Origin of the sequence: Magnetospirillum aberrantis SpK, from assembly GCF_011022235.1 — a bacterium.
GTDB classification, from domain to species: Bacteria; Pseudomonadota; Alphaproteobacteria; order Rhodospirillales; family Magnetospirillaceae; genus Magnetospirillum; species Magnetospirillum aberrantis.
In genome coordinates this window covers 62,413-78,460 of the sequence record NZ_JAAIYP010000037.1, presented here as the reverse complement: position 1 = coordinate 78,460, position 16,048 = coordinate 62,413, and the positions used below count along the sequence as shown (strand labels likewise).

Below are 16,048 nucleotides of genomic sequence, written 5' to 3'. Positions count from 1 at the left end.
TCAAGCCTGTTGCGCGCCCGTCGTTTGTTCTTGTTCGCCGGAATCGCCGGCAGCGCCCTGATCGGCGCCCTCACCGCCCACGGCTCGTCCGCGCTGGCGGCGTCGTCCGATGTGGGTTCGTGGGGGCAAGCCTGGGGCGACGACGGCGCGGCGCTTCCCGCCCCCGCCCCATCCCGCCCGCGTGCCGTCGTTCCGACGGTCTCTCCGGTGCCGGCGGCGGGCGCGACCATGACACCCATGCCCAAGGGACCGGCCGCCGCCGAGATCGGCGGATGGGGCGACGCCTGGGGCACGGACGCCGTACCGGCGGCGGTCCCGGAACGTCCGCGCGCTGTCGTGCCCACGGCTTCCCCGGTCGTCACCGCGCCGACCACCCCCATGCCGTCCATGCCGAGTGGGCCGTCACCGGCCGAAATCGGCGGATGGGGTGACGCCTGGGGCTCCGACGCCCCGGCAACGGTGCCTTCCCGCGCCGTCGCGACCGCTCCAGCCCCCATCCCCACGGCCGCCAAGCCGGCTTCGGCCGCGCCGTCGCTTCTCGACGCCGTCATGGGGGCGCCTTCCGCGGACAGCACGGAAGACCAGGACCAGCCGGTGCAGTTGACCGCCGACCAGATCACCCACGACCGTGAACTGGGCATCGTCACCGCCCGTGGCCGGGTCGAGGTCACCCAGGTCAACCGGACGCTGATCGCCGACCAGATCAGCTACAACCTCAAGCAGGACATCATCAGCGCCTCGGGCAACGTCATCCTGGCCGAACCCAATGGCGAGACCCTGCACGCCAATTATTTCGAGCTGACGGGCGACCTCAAGGAAGGCGTCGCCAACCAGATCCGCGCCGTGCTCGCCGACCGCTCCAGCCTGGGAGCGACCACCGGCCGCCGAGTAGCGGGAGACCGCACCGATTTCGAGGACGGCGTCTACACCGCGTGCGAACCGTGCCGCGGCAAGCCCGACCGCGAACCGCTGTGGCAGGTCAAGGCCAAGCGCATCACCCACAACCAGGCCGAACAGAACATCGAATACCGCGACCTGTGGATGGAGATGGCGGGGGTTCCGGTGTTCTACGCCCCCTACCTGTCCCATCCCGATCCCTCGGTGAAGCGCAAGAGCGGCTTCCTGCCTCCCACCATGGGCCAGTCGTCCAACATCGGCACCAACGTGACCGTGCCTTATTTCTGGGCGATCAAGGATAACCAGGACATCACCTTCGCCCCGCGCTTCCTGTTCCCGTCATCCAGCACCAAAAAGGCCGACGAGTTCGGGGATTCCGACAACGTGCTGCGTCATCTGGTCCTGGCCGGCGAACACCGCTGGCGCGGCAGGCAAGGTGAAGAACGCACCGTCGCCAGCCTGACCGCCGACAAATACAGCGGCGACCTGCGCGGGCACGTCGATTCGCGCGCCCGTTTCGAACTGGACCATTCCTGGCGCGCCGGCTACCTGCTGGAACGCTCCAGCGACGACACCTACACCACGATCTATTCCTACCGCATGCAAAACGAGCGGCCATGGTTGACCACGCGCCCCTATGTGGAAGGGTTCGGGCGGCGCAACTACACCATGGCCGAAGCCTTCGCCTATCAGGGATTGCGGGATCAGGACGACCAGGGAGAGTCGCCCATCGTGCTGCCGCACATCACCACGTCACGCATGACGGTGCCCGATTCCAAGGGTGGCTATTACACCTTCGATGCCGACATGTTGGCCTATGGCCGCAGCGAGGGAACCAATTCGACCCGACTGTCCAACCGGGTCGGCTGGCAGCGCCCCTACATGGGCAGTTTCGGCGACATCACCACCTTGAACGCCAGCCTGCGCGGCGACGCCTACCATTCCGACCAGGTCACCAACGTCGGCAGCGCCAATGCCGGGCGCGCGATCCCGCAAATCTCGGCCAACTGGCGCATGCCGTTCGCCCGCCCCTCGGCCACCATGCCGCAGGTCATCGAGCCCATGGCCATGGTTGCCGCCAGCCCCAACGGAGGAAATCCGGCCAAGATTCCCAACGAGGATTCCATCGGCTTCGAGTTGGACGAAACCAACATCTTCCGCGCCAACCGCCTGCCCGGCCTGGACCGGGTCGAGAGCGGAGTGCGCGGCGCCTACGGCCTGCGTTGGCACGCCTATCCCGGCAGCAGTTCCTGGATCACCGCCGCCATCGCCCAAGGGTGGCGAGCCCGCAAGGACAGCGTCTTCGCCGAGGATAGCGGCATGAACGGGACCTTGTCCGACTACGTGGCGCGGCTGGACGTGTCTCCGTCGCCCAACCTGGCGTTGCTGAACCGCATGCGTCTGGACCGCAAGAGCGGGGACATCCGCCGCAACGAGAACACCCTGAGCGTCGGCAGCCCGGTCCTGCGGACCGACATCAGCTACATCATGATGGACCGCAACGACCAGCCGGACCTGTCTTTCGTCCGCCGCCACTCAGCGACCTGGTCCGTCAGTTCCGCCCTCAGCCGTTATTGGAGCATGCGTGGCGGCGTCAGCTACGACCTCACCGACAATGGCGGCCCCACGGACTGGAACCTGCGGGTCACCTACGACGACGAATGCTTCGCGTTCGTGTCGGACCTTCAGCGCACCTACACCTATGATCGCGACTATCTTGCCGGCTACGCCGTGACCTTCAACGTGGTCTTCAAGACTTTGGGCAGTGTCCCCTTCAATGTGTTCTAGCGAAGGAACCCGCATGTTCGCACGTGTCGCCGCCAGCGCCTGCCTTCTGTTGACCCTTGCCGTGCAATCGGCCACGGCGCAGGAAACCGACCGCATCGCGGCCGTGGTCAACGACGACATCATTTCCATGCGCGAGCTCAGCAACCGTTCGCTCATGGCCCTGGTGTTCTCGGGCATTCCCGACAGCATGGAAAACCGTCGCCGGGTCGCGCCCCAGGTGTTGCGCAAGCTGATCGACGAAAAGCTGCAAATGCAGGAAGCCACGCGGGTGAAAATTTCGCTCACCCCGGCCGAAGTGGACAACGGCATCGCCATCTTGGAACAACAGAACCATCTGCCGCGTGGCGGCCTGTTGGGCGGCTTGACCCGGGCCGGCGTCGACCCGGAACTGGCACGCGACCAAATTCGTGCCGACCTGACCTGGATGCGGGTCACCGCCCGCGTCTTGCAGCCCCAGGTGCGCGTCGGCGAGGAAGAGATCAACGACCGCCTGGAAATCCTGCGGGAACGGCACGGTCAGCCGGAATACCTGTTGGCCGAGATCGTGCTGCCCATCGACACCCCGGCCCAGGAAGACGACGCCCGCCAGACCGGCGAACGCCTGTTGGAACAATTGCATTCCGGCGCCCCCTTCGCCGCGCTGGCCCGCCAGTTCTCTCGCGCGCCGAGCGCCGCGAACAACGGCACCATGGGCTGGCTGGCCCAGGCGGCCCTGGATGAAGATGTCGCCGGTCCGGTCTCGCAATTGTCCAAGGGACAGGTCTCGCCGCTGCTCCGTACCGCTTCGGGCTACACCATCCTCAAGTTGCTGGACCAGCGGCTCGCCGGCCAAGTCGCCAACCCGGAAGACGCTCAGGTGACCCTGAGCCGCATCATCCTGCCGGTTCCCAAGGATGGCCCGCCCAAGCAGCAATTGATGGGACGTGCCGCCCAACTGACCGCATCGGCCAAATCCTGCGCCGACCTGGAAGCCATTGGCCGCAAGGTTGGCGCCAACGCCGAATCGCTGGGAACCAAGCGGGTCGGGGAACTGGATGGCGCCATGCGCAACGTGGTTGCGGCCTTGCCGGCCAACCGGGTCGGCCCGCCGATGGACGCCGGAGACGGCATCATGGTGCTGATGGTGTGCAACCGGGTCGAATCGCTGACCTTCGCCGAGCCGACCCCCGATCAGATTCGCCGCCGTCTCGAGGACGAACGCATGGACATGCTGTCCCGGCGTTACCTGCGCAATCTGCGTCGTGCCGCCTTCGTCGACATCCGGGGCTGAACGAGTGCCTCTGAAAGGGAACCTGCCGCCGCCGGTGGCGGTAACCATGGGCGAACCCGCCGGCATCGGCGGCGAAATCACCCTCAAGGCGTGGTTGCGCCGGTCCGAAAACCTGCCGGCCTTCTTCGCCATCGACGACCCGTCTCGGCTGCAAGCCCTGGCCCGGCGCCTGGGATGGGATGTGCCGGTGGTCGCCGTCGATTCGGCCGCCGACGCCACGGCCGTCTTTGATCGGGCGCTGCCGGTGTTGACGCAGCCCCTGGCCGAAAGCGTCGAGCCCGGCCGGCCGGCCATCGCCAACGCGGCATCCATCCGCGCCTCGATCGCCCGCGCGGTCGAGCTTGCCCAGGATGGCCAGGCGTCGGCGATGGTCACCAACCCCATCCACAAGGGGGTGATGTACCAAGGCGGCTTTCATTTCCCCGGACACACCGAGTTCCTGGCCCATCTGGTCGAATGCCAGGGCGACGAGGTGATGATGCTGGCATGCCGCACCTTGCGTGTGGTGCCGGTAACCATTCACGTCGGCTTGGCCGAGGCGATCCGCACCCTGACCAGCGACGCCATCGTCGCCGCCGGTCTGGCCACCGACGAAGCGCTGAGGCGCGATTTCGCCATCGCCAACCCACGTCTGGCCGTGGCCGGCCTCAACCCCCATGCCGGCGAGGACGGCGCCATGGGACGCGAGGAAATCGACATCATCGCCCCGGCAGTGGCTGAATTGCGGGCGGCAGGAGTGGACGCCACCGGGCCGTTGCCACCCGACACCATGTTCCACGCGGCGGCGCGGGCCGGCTATGACGCCGCCTTGTGCATGTACCACGACCAAGCCCTGATCCCGTTGAAGACCCTTGGTTTCGACGAAGGTGTCAATGTCACCTTGGGCTTGCCCATCGTGCGCACCTCGCCCGACCACGGCACCGCCTTCGCCATCGCCGGCACCGGCCAAGCCAACGAGACCAGCCTGATGGAAGCGCTGCGTCTGGCCGCCACCATCGCCGCCAACCGACAAGGACACGCGCCGTGAGCCCGCTTCCGCCGTTGCGCGACGTCATCGCTGCCCACGGGTTGGCGGCGCGCAAGTCGCTAGGGCAACACTTCCTGTTCGACCTGAACCTTACGGGCCGCATCGCGCGCGGGGCCGGCAAGCTGGAAACCGGAACCTGCATCGAGATCGGCCCCGGTCCCGGCGGCCTGACACGGGCGTTGCTGGATGCCGGCGCCGCCCAGGTCATCGCCGTAGAACGCGACGACCGCGCCATCGCCATCCAGAACGAAATCGCCGCCGCCTATCCCGGCCGCCTGACCATCATCGCCGCCGACGCCCTCGAGGTGGACTGCGCCACCTTGGGAACCGCGCCGCGCCGCATCGTCGCCAACCTGCCCTATAACATCTCGACGGTCCTGTTGCTGCAATGGCTGCGTCAGGCCACTGCCTTCGAAAGCATGACCTTGATGTTCCAGAAAGAGGTGGTCGACCGTCTGGCCGCCGAACCGCGCAGCCCCCATTACGGCCGCCTATCGGTGATCACCCAATGGCTGTGCCAGGTGCACCCATTGTTCAATGTGGACAAGCGCGCCTTCACCCCACCGCCCGCGGTGATGTCCACGGTGGTCAAACTGGTGCCGCGTGCCACCCCCCTGGCCCCCGCCCGCTTCGAGACCATGGAGCGGGTGACCGCCGCCGCCTTTGGCCAGCGCCGCAAGATGTTGCGCTCCAGCCTGAAGGCACTGGGCGACGCCGAGACGTTGATCGCCGCCGCCGGCATCCCGCCCACCGCCCGTGCCGAGGAATTGCCGGTGGAAGCGTTCTGCGCCCTGGCCCGGGCGGTCGACGCCAACCACCTTCCCTAAGCGCTGTCGCCATGATTTCCGCCATTCTTCCATGGTCGCTGGCGTAGGGCTCGGCTATGCTGACGCCATGACGACACCGCCCGGCCCTCGCTCCCCCCATGGAACGGCAGACCTTATCGGAACGTCGGCGGACGAGCTTGCCGACATGCTGGACCATGCCTTGCAAGAGGACGTCCCGGCGGCGTTCGCCAAGGATGGCGCCCCTTACAGCCTGGAAGACCTGCTGTCCGGGCTGGAGCCGGCACCGACCGACAACGGCCCGGACCTTGAGCCGGCTCTTTTGCTGACCGAAGTCGCCGTGCCCGACGAACGGCCTGCCAACGGCTGGCCGGCGGCCGAACCCGAGCCTCCGTCAGCGCCTGCTCCACAACCGGAGCCGGAGCCGGAGCCGGAGCCGGAACCCGATCCCGAGGCCTCCCCACTGGCCGCCGACGCCGACCCCACCACCATGGCGTTGTCTTCCATTGTCGAAGCCTTGCGGCACATGACCGAGGCCGAAGACAATCCTCCCCCCCAGCCAGCCCCTTTTGAGCCGGTGGAGGAAAGCAGGGACCTTGGCGAGGACGACGAACTGGTCCTGACCGAAGACTTCCAAATCGCCGACACCGCGCCTGAAGCCGTGGAGGAAGAAGCAACAGAGTCGGACGACGAGTTTGTACTGACCGACGATTTCCTCGTCCCGGAGCCAGAACCGGAACCGGAGCTCGTGCCGAAAGAAGACGTCGACGAAACCTTGGCGGCGCTGGCAACCGTCGCGTCGGCGCTGCAAGCCTTGGCCGAGGCCCAGGATCGCAGCGAGGCGGAAGTTGTCGGAGCCGGCGACGAACTGATCTTGACTGACGATTTCTTGGCGCCGGAACCGGAAACCCCAGCACCGCAAGCCGAACCTCCACCTCCCCAGGAACCGGCGGAAACGACGGAAACGACGGAACCGGAGCAAGTCCAGGACACCGCACCGGCCTCTCCCCTGGATACCGCCCAGTGGATCGCCCTGGTCGACGCCGTCATCGCCGCCCACGCCGCGCCCGGAACCCCACCGACCATCAAGGGCGACGCCACGCTTCCCGACGATTTGGACGCCCTGGCGCGCCTGTTGGCCGACCCGCCGCCGTCCAACGATTTCGCTGCGCTGGACGCGCTTTACACGTGCTGGCCCAAACACACCGCCGACAGTTCCAGCCGCGCCCTGTTGGCCGTGGCCCAGGCCCTGTCGCGTCAGTTCGGCCTGCCCGGCAAGCTGCCCATGTCCATGGCCAAGGCGTGGCGCATGCTGTCGCCCAGCGAGTTCGAGGCGGAACTGGCGCAACGGCTGGCCGACGTGGGCACCTTCATCGCCGATTGGCAGAAAACCCAACGCACCTTCCTGATCCTGGAGTTCGGCGAGATCGAGTTGATCGAATATCTGTTCGAGGCGCTGCACCCCGGCTACCACGCCGACATCCTGGCCGGGGTGATGAACTTCAAGGTGCTGTCCAACCGCCGCATGGGATTGCTGCGCCGTATCCCCATGCGGATCAAGAAACAGATCGCACCGTTGCTGCCCGCCAACAAGGAACGGGCGTTGACCGAACTGGTGCATGTCCGCGCGCTCTTGGAACGGGTGGCGACCGAAACCGGCTTCGCCCCCATCGTCGAAACGGCGAACAAGGCCCAGGAAGAGGTGGAAAAGATGATGAAGGCGGTCGCCAACATCGGCGCGCCGCCACCGCCCCCCGGTGCCGGCGGCGGGGCTTTGGGGCGCATCGGCTGAACGATGCGTGGCGGCGAGTACCACGAAATGACGAGCCGCACGGAACACGCCAGGAACGACAAAGTTTAACGTTAGACTTTCACGGAGTTTAACAACGCCCTAACGTTCTCACGTTGTTCGCAAAGAGAAACCCCCGGAAATCCAGGATTTCCGGGGGTTTGAACTTGGTGGGCGCACAAGGACTCGAACCTTGGACCCGCTGATTAAGAGTCAGCTGCTCTACCAACTGAGCTATGCGCCCGCAATGCGGAGGCCGGTTTATAGGGGCAGCGGGTTTTCGATGCAAGTGGAAAATCACGCCCCAAAAGCGAAAGGCCCGGTCCTGACGGACCGGGCCTTCCTGAACTTGGTGGGCGCACAAGGACTCGAACCTTGGGCCCGCTGATTAAGAGTCAGCTGCTCTACCAACTGAGCTATGCGCCCCAAGTGCGACGGAGTGTTTCCGCCGTGAAGGCCGGCTTTATACGTCGAACTTCCCCACCGCGCAAGAGGGAAAATGCGCACGAAACAGCATTCTTTCTCCAGTCCGGCGACGATGCTTGGCGAGGCGTAAGGCGCGGGGTAAAACACGGATCAGCAAAGGGAGCAACCCAAAGGGACCCGCCGACGATGACCGATTCCGTGAAGTATCTCCTGCCCGAGGAGAAGATGCCCAAGGCCTGGTACAATCTGGCCGCCGACCTGCCCGAACCGCCGGCGCCGCCGTTGCACCCCGGCACGTTGAAGCCGGCCAGCGCCGACGACTTGGCCGCCATCTTCCCGCGCGCGGTGATCGAACAGGAGATGACCACCGAACGCTGGGTGGACATTCCCGAACCGGTGCGCGAGGTCTATCGTCTGTGGCGTCCGGCGCCGCTGATCCGCGCGCGACGGCTGGAAAAGGCGTTGGACACCCCGGCCCGCATCTACTTCAAGTACGAAGGCGTTTCCCCCGCCGGCAGCCACAAGCCCAATTCGGCGGTGCCTCAGGCCTTCTACAACAAGCAGGAAGGCATCAAGAAGCTGTCGACCGAGACCGGCGCCGGCCAGTGGGGCTGCTCGTTGGCCTTCGCTGGCTCGCTGTACGGGCTTGAGGTCGAGGTCTACATGGTCAAGATCTCGTACAACCAAAAGCCCTATCGCCGCGCCCTGATGGAAACCTACGGCGCGCGCTGCATCCCCAGCCCGTCCAACCTGACCGCCGCCGGCCGGGCCATCCTGGAAAAGACCCCGGATACCAACGGGTCGCTGGGCATCGCCATCTCGGAAGCGGTGGAAGTGGCCGCCAGCCGCCCCGACACCAACTACGCGCTGGGCAGCGTGCTCAACCACGTCTGTCTGCACCAGACCGTCATCGGCGAGGAATCGCTGTTGCAGATGGAAATGGCCGACGACTATCCCGACGTAGTCATCGCCTGCACCGGCGGCGGCTCCAACTTCGCCGGTCTGGCGTTCCCCTATGTGCGCGAGAACCTCAAGGGCGGCCGTCAGACCCGCGTGGTCGGCGTCGAGCCGGCGTCGTGCCCGACGCTGACGCGCGGCCGTTATGCCTATGATTTCGGCGACACCGGCCACCTGACCCCGCTGATGAAGATGCACACGCTGGGCAGCACCTTCATGCCGCCGGGCAGCCACGCCGGCGGCCTGCGCTACCACGGCATGTCGGCCATCGTCAGCCAGGTCAAGGAACTGGGGCTGATGGAGGCCCGCAGCTATTGGCAGACCGAATGTTTCGCCGCCGCCGTCCAATTCGCCCGCGCCGAAGGCATCGTGCCGGCCCCGGAATCGTCGCACGCCATCAGGGGCGCCATCGACGAGGCCCTGCGCTGCAAGGCCGAGGGCAAGGCCGAGACCATCTTGTTCAACCTGTCGGGCCACGGCCATTTCGACATGCAGGCCTATACCGACTATTTCGCCGGCAAGCTGGTGGACGCGCCGTTCGAGGAAGCCGCCCTCAAGGAAGCCTTGGACGCCCTGCCGCAGGTGGGGTGACACGGGCCATCCGACACGAGCAGGCCGCCACGTTCCCGGTGACGTGGCGGCCGCTTCGCGACCACGCGCATATGTTGACTCATTAATTAGATCCAGGTTATATTAGGTCAACCTAATTAACCGAGGTCCGCCATGCTGCGCTTCGACATCGCGCCCGTCTGTTCCAACGCCTATCGCTTCGTCGCCACCGTCAGCTTCCTGACGGCCGCGATCTATCTGTTCACCCCCTACAAATGGATCGCCGCCGTGCTGGTGATCGGCGGCCTGGTGCGTGGCTTCATCTCGCCGCACCGCTGCCTGTCCTACAAGCTGTTCGAACGCATCACCGCCAAGCTCGGCTGGAGCAAGACGGTCAACGCCGGTTCCAAGATGTTCGCCGACAAGATCGCGTTCGTCGCCGGCTCGGCCATGCTGGGCACCTGGCTGGCGGGGTCGAGCATCGGCATGATCCCCGGCTACGCCATCCTGGTTTTCGCCTTCCTGGATCTGGCCACCGGTTTCTGCGCTGCCTGCTGGGCCTACACCCTGTATTACCGCGTCAAGGAAGCCTGAGGCTTTCCCCAAAGAGAAAAAGGCCGGGAAGCCATCGCTTCCCGGCCTTTTTTGCGTTCAATATCCCTACATCACCTCGCCGCCGTCGTCGATTTCGGCGACACGCAAGATGTTGGTGGTGCCGGAACAACCGAACGGCACGCCGGCGGTGATGACGATGCGGTCGCCCACCTTGGCGAACCCTTCCCGCTGGGCGGCCCGACAGGATTTCTGCACCATCTCGGAAAAGCTGCGCACCTCCGCCGTCTGCACCGAATGCACCCCCCACACCAGGGCCAGCTGGCGCGCCACCTCGATATCCGAGGTCAGGTTGATGATCGGCTGGTCGGGACGTTCGCGGGCAGCCCGCAACGTGGTCGAACCCGACGAGGTGAAGGTGACCACGGCGGCACAATTCAGCGTCTGCGCCACCTGACGGGCGGCGGCCGAGATGGCGTCGCGTGTGGTGTTCTCGGGTGCCGAGCGCGAGGCGTCGATGATCAGGCGGTAATGCTCGTCCTGTTCCACCCGGTTGATGATACGGTCCATCATGGTGACCGCATCCACCGGATAGTCGCCGGCGGCGGTTTCCGCCGACAGCATCACCGCGTCGGCACCGTCATAGATGGCGGTGGCGACGTCGGACGCCTCGGCGCGGGTGGGAGCCGGAGAATGGACCATGGAATCCAGCATCTGGGTTGCCACCACCACCGGCTTTCCGGCGGCGCGACAGGCCTTGACGATGCGCTTTTGCAGGATCGGCACGGTCTCGGGCGGGCATTCCACGCCCAGGTCGCCGCGCGCCACCATGATGGCGTCGCTCATCTCGATGATCTCGTCCAGATGCTCGATGGCCTGGGGTTTTTCCAGCTTGGACAACAGCCGCACACGGGCGCCCACCTTCTGGGCGATCAGGCGCCGCGCCTCGGCCACGTCCTCGGGCCGCTGGACAAACGACAGGGCGATCCAATCGGCGCCCATGGCCACGGCGAAGTCCAGGTCGGCCTTGTCCTTTTCCGTCAGCGGGGAAATGGGCAGGAAGGCGTTGGGGACGTTGACGCCCTTGTGGTTGGACAGGTCGCCGCCGACCAACACACGCACGTCGGCGAAGTCGGCGCCGTGCTTTTCCACCCGCATCCGCAGGCGACCGTCGTCAAGCAACACCTCGGTCCCTACCGAAAGCGCGGCGAACACTTCGGGATGGGGTAACGGCGCGCGTTCGGTGGTGCCGATCTCGGGCGACAGGTCGAAACGGAACGGCGCGCCGCTTTCCAGGTGAACCTTGCCGCCTTCGAACTTGCCGACCCGCAACTTGGGGCCTTGCAGGTCGGCCAGCACGGCGATGGGGCGGCGCAAGCGCTTCTCCAACTCGCGAATGGAATCGTAACGGGCCTGATGATCGGCATAGGAGCCGTGGCTGAAGTTCAGCCGGAAAACGTCGGCGCCGGCAACGAACAGCCCTTCGATCGCCTGGGGAGTCGAGGACGCCGGCCCCAACGTCGCAATGATCTTGGCATTTCGTGTTCTGCGCATCGCAAAATCTTCCTCTGGATGATGGCCGCAGGGGGGCAGGTGGCGCACCATAGCAGAGGAAAAGCGAACAGCATACCGCGCCCGCGTGACATCGACGCGCGGCCGCCATGGCGAAATGAACGGGCTTTAGCCGCCAGGTAGCGAGGTCTGACGCATTCTTTGCCGTTCACGGTAACGCGCCACCACCCAGCCCAGATGGGTCTGCATGGCCCGCTCGGCACCGTGGGGATCGCGTCCCCGGATACCTTCGAAGATGGCCCGGTGGTGGGCAAGGATGGTCAGGTCGTCCTCGTTGCTCGAGAACATCTCGTAGCGATGATAATCCAGCATCTCATGCAAGATGCCGCGGAACAGCCCCATCACATGCATGTAGATCGCCGAGCCCGAGGCCTTGGCGATGGCCAGATGGAAACGGATGTCGTTTTCCGTCTTGTGCTTGCCGCGGTTGATGTCGGCTTCGGTGGCGACCATGATCTCGGCCAGTTCGGCGACCGCCTCGGGACTGGCGTTCTCGGCGGCGCGGCGAACCGCCCACACCTCGAGGATACCGCGAATTTCCGCCAGATCGGCCAGATTGTCCTGGTTGACCCGCACCAGACTGGCCAACCCCGAATCCATGCGCTGGGCGTTGGACACCACACGGGTACCGCCGCCCTGAACCGCATCGACCAACCCTTGGGTCTTGAGCATTTGCAGCGCGGCGCGAACCGACACGCGGCTGACGCCCATTTCTTCGGCCAATTGCCGTTCACCTGGCAATCGTTGTCCGGGAGCCCACTCGCCCGAGGCGATGCGGGCCAGAAGACGATCCGCGACGCGATCCGAAACCCGTTGGCACGGGACGGGACGAGACGAAGGCGAAGCGGTGGTGGAGGGAGTGTTCATCTTGGCAGGCATAAAAGAATCCTGCGGCAGGCGACGCCACAAAGTCAAGGGCATCTCGCCTTATGCGCGATACGAAGAGCAACTGAAACAGTTACCTAAACAAGGGATTGCGCGTATCCCCCACTTCTGACGATGAGGGGGACACGCAAAGACATCAACCCAGGGTTTTTTTGATTTCCCTACTTCCCTTGGAATTTCTCTAGGGAAAGCCCGAGAAGACCGCCCAACCGCCAATTAAGCGGACGGATCAGCGGGCACGGACGCATTGGCGGCCCAGACCGCCGACCTCGACTTCCAACAGGTCTCCGGCCATCAGGAATTCGCCCCGCCCCAAGCCGACGCCCTTTGGCGTGCCGGTCAAGATGACGTCGCCCGGCGCCAGACGCATGAAGCGCGAAAGATAGGACACCAGGAAAGCCATTGGAAAAACCATGTCGGCGCTGGTTCCGTCCTGCTTCGTCCGGGCGTTGACGCGGGTGGTCAGACGCAAGGACCGAGGATCCGGCACTTCGTCCGCCGTCACCAGCCATGGCCCCAGCGGACAGAAACCGGGACCAGACTTTCCCTTGATCCATTGGCCGCCGCGTTCCATTTGCCAGTCGCGGGCCGAAACGTCGTTGGCTGTCATGTAGCCGGCCACATGGGAAAGGGCCTGTTCCTCATCCACCTGCCACGCCGGGCGGCCGATCACCGCCGCCACCTCGACTTCCCAATCCAGCTTGGCGGTTCCCGGTGGAATGTTCAGGTCGTCGAAAGGACCGGACAGCGCCCCGGTGTGCTTGCTGAACACGACCGGCTCGGCCGGCAGGGCCAGCCCGGTTTCGGCGGCATGGTCGCGATAGTTGAGCCCGATGCCGATCAGGTTGCCGATGCCGGTCAACGGCACGCCCAGACGGCAATCGGACCCGGCCAGGGGCAAGGTCTGCGGATCGATGGCGGCCAACCGCGCCAGACGCTCGGGCGCCAGCATGTCGGGGCCGATCTCGGTGCAATGGGACGAGAGGTCGCGCACATGTCCCATGCGATCGACCATTCCCGGACGTTCCTGTCCGAGCGCCCCCCACCGTACCAGCTTCACGACGTCACCTTGCGGACCAGGGCGGTGGGCGGTTCGGGACGGGCCAGGAACGCCGTCGCCTCGTCGGCGGGCATGGGACGCGCCAGCAAGAAGCCCTGGACCTGATCGCAACCGAACGACGCCAGGAAGGACAATTGTTCCGGCGTCTCGACACCGGGGGCGATGACGTTCATGTGCAGGCCCCGCGCCACCGCGACGATGGCGGTGACGATTTCCGAATCGTCCGAGGAATTGGCGACGTTGCGCACGAACCCTTGGGACACCTTGAGCGCGTTGGCCGGCAGGCGGCGCAGGAACGCAAACGAGGAATAGCCCGAACCGAACTCGTCGATGGTCAGCCCCAGGCCCAGCGCGGTGAAGCGGGCGAAGATGGCGCCCGGATCGTGCCCCTTGTCGAGGGCACTGGCTTCAGGAACTTCAAGCACCAGGGCGGACGGCGGAAGCCCCGATTGTTCCAGTGCCTCGGCGATCTGTTCCACCAGACCGGGCTCACGCAACTGGCGCCCCGATACGTTGACGTGCAGGCTGAGGTCGGCGTAGCCGGCATCCCGCCATGCCTTGACCTGGGTACAGGCGGCTTTCAGCACCCAACGGCCGATGGACACGATCAACCCGGTTTCGTCGGCCAGGGCGATGAACTGGCCGGGGACCACCATGCCCACCTCGGGATGGCGCCAGCGCAACAAGGCCTCGACCGCCACCACCCGGCCGGTGCGGAAATCGAAGATGGGCTGGTAATGAATGGCGAATTCGCCCCGGTCCAACGCCTGATGCAGGGCGTTCTCCAACGCCAGACGCTCGAACGCCTGGGCGTTGACCGCCTCGGAATGGAACTGGCAGCCGTTGCGTCCCAGGTGCTTGGCCCGGTACATGGCGGCGTCGGCCAGTTTGATCAGGGTTTGGGAATCGCCGGCGTCCACCGGATAAAGGGCCACGCCGATGGACGAACTGATATGGGCCACATGACCGGCAAGATCGAAATCCTCGACCAGCATGTGCAGGATCTTGTGGGCGACCACGGCGGCGTCGCGCGGGTCCTGAACGTCTTCCAGGATCACGGTGAACTCGTCGCCGGCCAGACGGGCCACGGTGTCGCCCTGACGGGTGGCGCCGGTCAGGCGTTCGGCCACCTGCTGCAACAGCATGTCCCCAGCCAGATGGCCCAAGGTGTCGTTGACTTCCTTGAAATGGTCGAGGTCGATGAACAGCAACGCCACCAGACTTTGGTTGCGGTGGGCACGAGCCACGGCGCGCGACAGGCGTTCGTGGAACAAGGTGCGGTTGGGCAACCGGGTCAGGGGATCGTGGTTGGCCTGATAGGACAGCCGTTCCTCGACCTGCTTGCGCGAGGTGATGTCGCTGATGACCGCGACATAATTGGTGATCTCGCCCAAGGAATTGCGCACGGCGGCGATGTTCTGCCAGCCGGCGAACATTTCGCCCGACTTGCGGCGATCCCAGATTTCCCCCTGCCATTTGCCGTTATTGCGCAGGGATTCCCACATGCGCTCGTAGAAATCGGGACCATGGCGTCCCGACGACAGCACCTTGGGCGTCTTGCCCAGCACGTCCTCGGGTTCGAAGCCGGTGATCTCGCTGAAGGCCGGGTTGACGTGGACGATGTTGCAATGGTCGTCGGTGACGAACAGGCCGTCGCCGGAATTCTCGAACACCGTGGCGGCAAGCCGCATGTGGTCTTCCAGACGCTTCCTTTCGGTCACGTCCTCGACCACGGTCACGGTAAAGCGGATGGCCTCGTCGTCGTCGTCGGTGCCACGGACCATGGTCACGGTCATCCGCCCCCACACCACGCGGCCGTCCTTGGCGATGTAACGCTTGGTCAGGTTGTAGGATTCGCGCCCGCCGGCCAGCATCTCGTCGCGCAACGACCTGTTGCGGGCCGCGTCCTCGGGATGGCTGATGTCCTCGAAACACCGCCCGACCAGTTCGTCCTCGGCATAGCCGACCATGGTGCAAAAGGCGGGATTGGCTTGCAGGAAACGGCCATCGGCAGCCGACAGCAAGACGCCGACGCCAGCGTTCTGGAACACCGCACGGAACCGGTCCTCGGACAGCCTGAGCGCCACCTCGACGCGCGAGCGTTCGATGGCGTAGCGGATGGCGCGCCGCAACAGCTCGCCATCGTCGCCGCCCTTGACCAGATAATCCTGGGCGCCGCGCCGCAGCGCCTCAAGCGCCAGCATCTCGTCCTTGGTGCCGGTCAACACCACCACCGGCACCAACGGCCGCACCGACTTGACACTGGCCAAGGTGGCGAGCCCGAAGGAATCGGGCAACGACAGGTCCAACAGGACCACGTCCACATGTTCCGCCGTCAGAACCGTCAGCGCGTCGGCCAGCACCCCCGCCTTGAGGATGCGGAACGGGTCGGCGGTTTCCTCGCGCAGGAACAGTTCCACCAGACGGGCATCGCCGGGATTGTCCTCGACAACCAGGACGGTGCGGCGTGAGGACGGGGCCTCTGCCATGG

Annotated in this window: 11 protein-coding genes and 2 tRNA genes; 7 read left to right on the top strand and 6 right to left on the bottom strand. The window is 65.4% G+C overall.

What is annotated here, in order from left to right; all coding sequences use genetic code 11:
- Positions 1-9: 9 nt before the first annotated feature.
- The 5 genes from G4223_RS10205 (at position 10) to G4223_RS10185 (ending at position 7,559) form a co-directional block, all read left to right on the top strand.
- The gene (locus tag G4223_RS10205) at positions 10-2,685 is read left to right on the top strand and encodes an LPS-assembly protein LptD (RefSeq protein WP_163678808.1); all 2,676 of its coding nucleotides are present in this window, start codon (positions 10-12) and stop codon (positions 2,683-2,685) included.
- 13 nt (positions 2,686-2,698) lie between these two features.
- Entirely contained in the window at positions 2,699-3,955 is a 1,257-nt protein-coding gene (locus G4223_RS10200; protein WP_163678805.1) for a peptidylprolyl isomerase, read from the top strand.
- Positions 3,956-4,001: 46 nt separating this feature from the next.
- Entirely contained in the window at positions 4,002-4,982 is a 981-nt protein-coding gene (pdxA, locus tag G4223_RS10195) for a 4-hydroxythreonine-4-phosphate dehydrogenase PdxA (protein ID WP_241004069.1), read from the top strand.
- Complete coding sequence (rsmA, locus tag G4223_RS10190) at positions 4,979-5,809, top strand: 16S rRNA (adenine(1518)-N(6)/adenine(1519)-N(6))-dimethyltransferase RsmA (protein ID WP_163678802.1); 831 nt, start codon at positions 4,979-4,981, stop codon at positions 5,807-5,809. The genes pdxA and rsmA overlap by 4 nt, the downstream gene beginning before the upstream one ends.
- A 145-nt stretch (positions 5,810-5,954) precedes the next feature.
- Positions 5,955-7,559, top strand: a complete 1,605-nt coding sequence (locus tag G4223_RS10185) for a hypothetical protein (RefSeq protein WP_163678799.1) — start codon at positions 5,955-5,957, stop codon at positions 7,557-7,559.
- Between the two features lie 165 nt (positions 7,560-7,724).
- On the opposite strand, the gene G4223_RS10180 is transcribed toward G4223_RS10185, so the two are convergent.
- Together G4223_RS10180 and G4223_RS10175 are read right to left on the bottom strand one after the other, a co-directional pair.
- Positions 7,725-7,800 (bottom strand) — tRNA-Lys (locus G4223_RS10180).
- Positions 7,801-7,906: 106 nt separating this feature from the next.
- Positions 7,907-7,982, bottom strand: a tRNA-Lys gene (locus G4223_RS10175).
- A 186-nt stretch (positions 7,983-8,168) separates the two neighbouring features.
- Between G4223_RS10175 and G4223_RS10170 the strand changes: the two genes are divergently transcribed.
- Both G4223_RS10170 and G4223_RS10165 read left to right on the top strand, forming a co-directional pair.
- Positions 8,169-9,530 (top strand): TrpB-like pyridoxal phosphate-dependent enzyme, encoded by a 1,362-nt coding sequence (locus G4223_RS10170; protein WP_163678796.1) that lies wholly within the window; start codon positions 8,169-8,171, stop codon positions 9,528-9,530.
- A gap of 132 nt (positions 9,531-9,662) precedes the next feature.
- Positions 9,663-10,082 carry a DUF4395 family protein gene (locus G4223_RS10165; RefSeq protein ID WP_163678794.1) on the top strand — a complete coding sequence of 140 codons (420 nt, stop codon included), beginning with the start codon at positions 9,663-9,665 and terminating at the stop codon, positions 10,080-10,082.
- A 66-nt stretch (positions 10,083-10,148) separates the two neighbouring features.
- On the opposite strand, the gene pyk is transcribed toward G4223_RS10165, so the two are convergent.
- The 4 genes from pyk to G4223_RS10145 form a co-directional block, all read right to left on the bottom strand.
- Complete coding sequence (gene pyk, locus G4223_RS10160) at positions 10,149-11,594, bottom strand: pyruvate kinase (protein WP_163678791.1); 1,446 nt, start codon at positions 11,592-11,594, stop codon at positions 10,149-10,151.
- 126 nt (positions 11,595-11,720) lie between these two features.
- Positions 11,721-12,491 (bottom strand): FadR/GntR family transcriptional regulator, encoded by a 771-nt coding sequence (locus tag G4223_RS10155; RefSeq protein ID WP_241004058.1) that lies wholly within the window; start codon positions 12,489-12,491, stop codon positions 11,721-11,723.
- 235 nt (positions 12,492-12,726) lie between these two features.
- Positions 12,727-13,557, bottom strand: a complete 831-nt coding sequence (locus G4223_RS10150; RefSeq protein ID WP_163678788.1) for a fumarylacetoacetate hydrolase family protein — start codon at positions 13,555-13,557, stop codon at positions 12,727-12,729.
- Positions 13,554-16,046 (bottom strand): EAL domain-containing protein, encoded by a 2,493-nt coding sequence (locus G4223_RS10145; RefSeq protein WP_163678785.1) that lies wholly within the window; start codon positions 16,044-16,046, stop codon positions 13,554-13,556. The genes G4223_RS10150 and G4223_RS10145 overlap by 4 nt, the downstream gene beginning before the upstream one ends.
- Between the last annotated feature and the right edge of the window lie 2 nt (positions 16,047-16,048).

Coding starts and splice junctions, on each gene's coding strand:
- G4223_RS10170 (WP_163678796.1), top strand. CDS start 8,169: ATGACCGATTCCGTGAAGTATCTCCTGCCCGAGGAGAAGATGCCCAAG.
- G4223_RS10200 (WP_163678805.1), top strand. CDS start 2,699: ATGTTCGCACGTGTCGCCGCCAGCGCCTGCCTTCTGTTGACCCTTGCC.
- pdxA (WP_241004069.1), top strand. CDS start 4,002: ATGGGCGAACCCGCCGGCATCGGCGGCGAAATCACCCTCAAGGCGTGG.
- G4223_RS10155 (WP_241004058.1), bottom strand. CDS start 12,491: ATGCCTGCCAAGATGAACACTCCCTCCACCACCGCTTCGCCTTCGTCT.
- G4223_RS10145 (WP_163678785.1), bottom strand. CDS start 16,046: ATGGCAGAGGCCCCGTCCTCACGCCGCACCGTCCTGGTTGTCGAGGAC.
- G4223_RS10185 (WP_163678799.1), top strand. CDS start 5,955: ATGCTGGACCATGCCTTGCAAGAGGACGTCCCGGCGGCGTTCGCCAAG.
- pyk (WP_163678791.1), bottom strand. CDS start 11,594: ATGCGCAGAACACGAAATGCCAAGATCATTGCGACGTTGGGGCCGGCG.
- G4223_RS10165 (WP_163678794.1), top strand. CDS start 9,663: ATGCTGCGCTTCGACATCGCGCCCGTCTGTTCCAACGCCTATCGCTTC.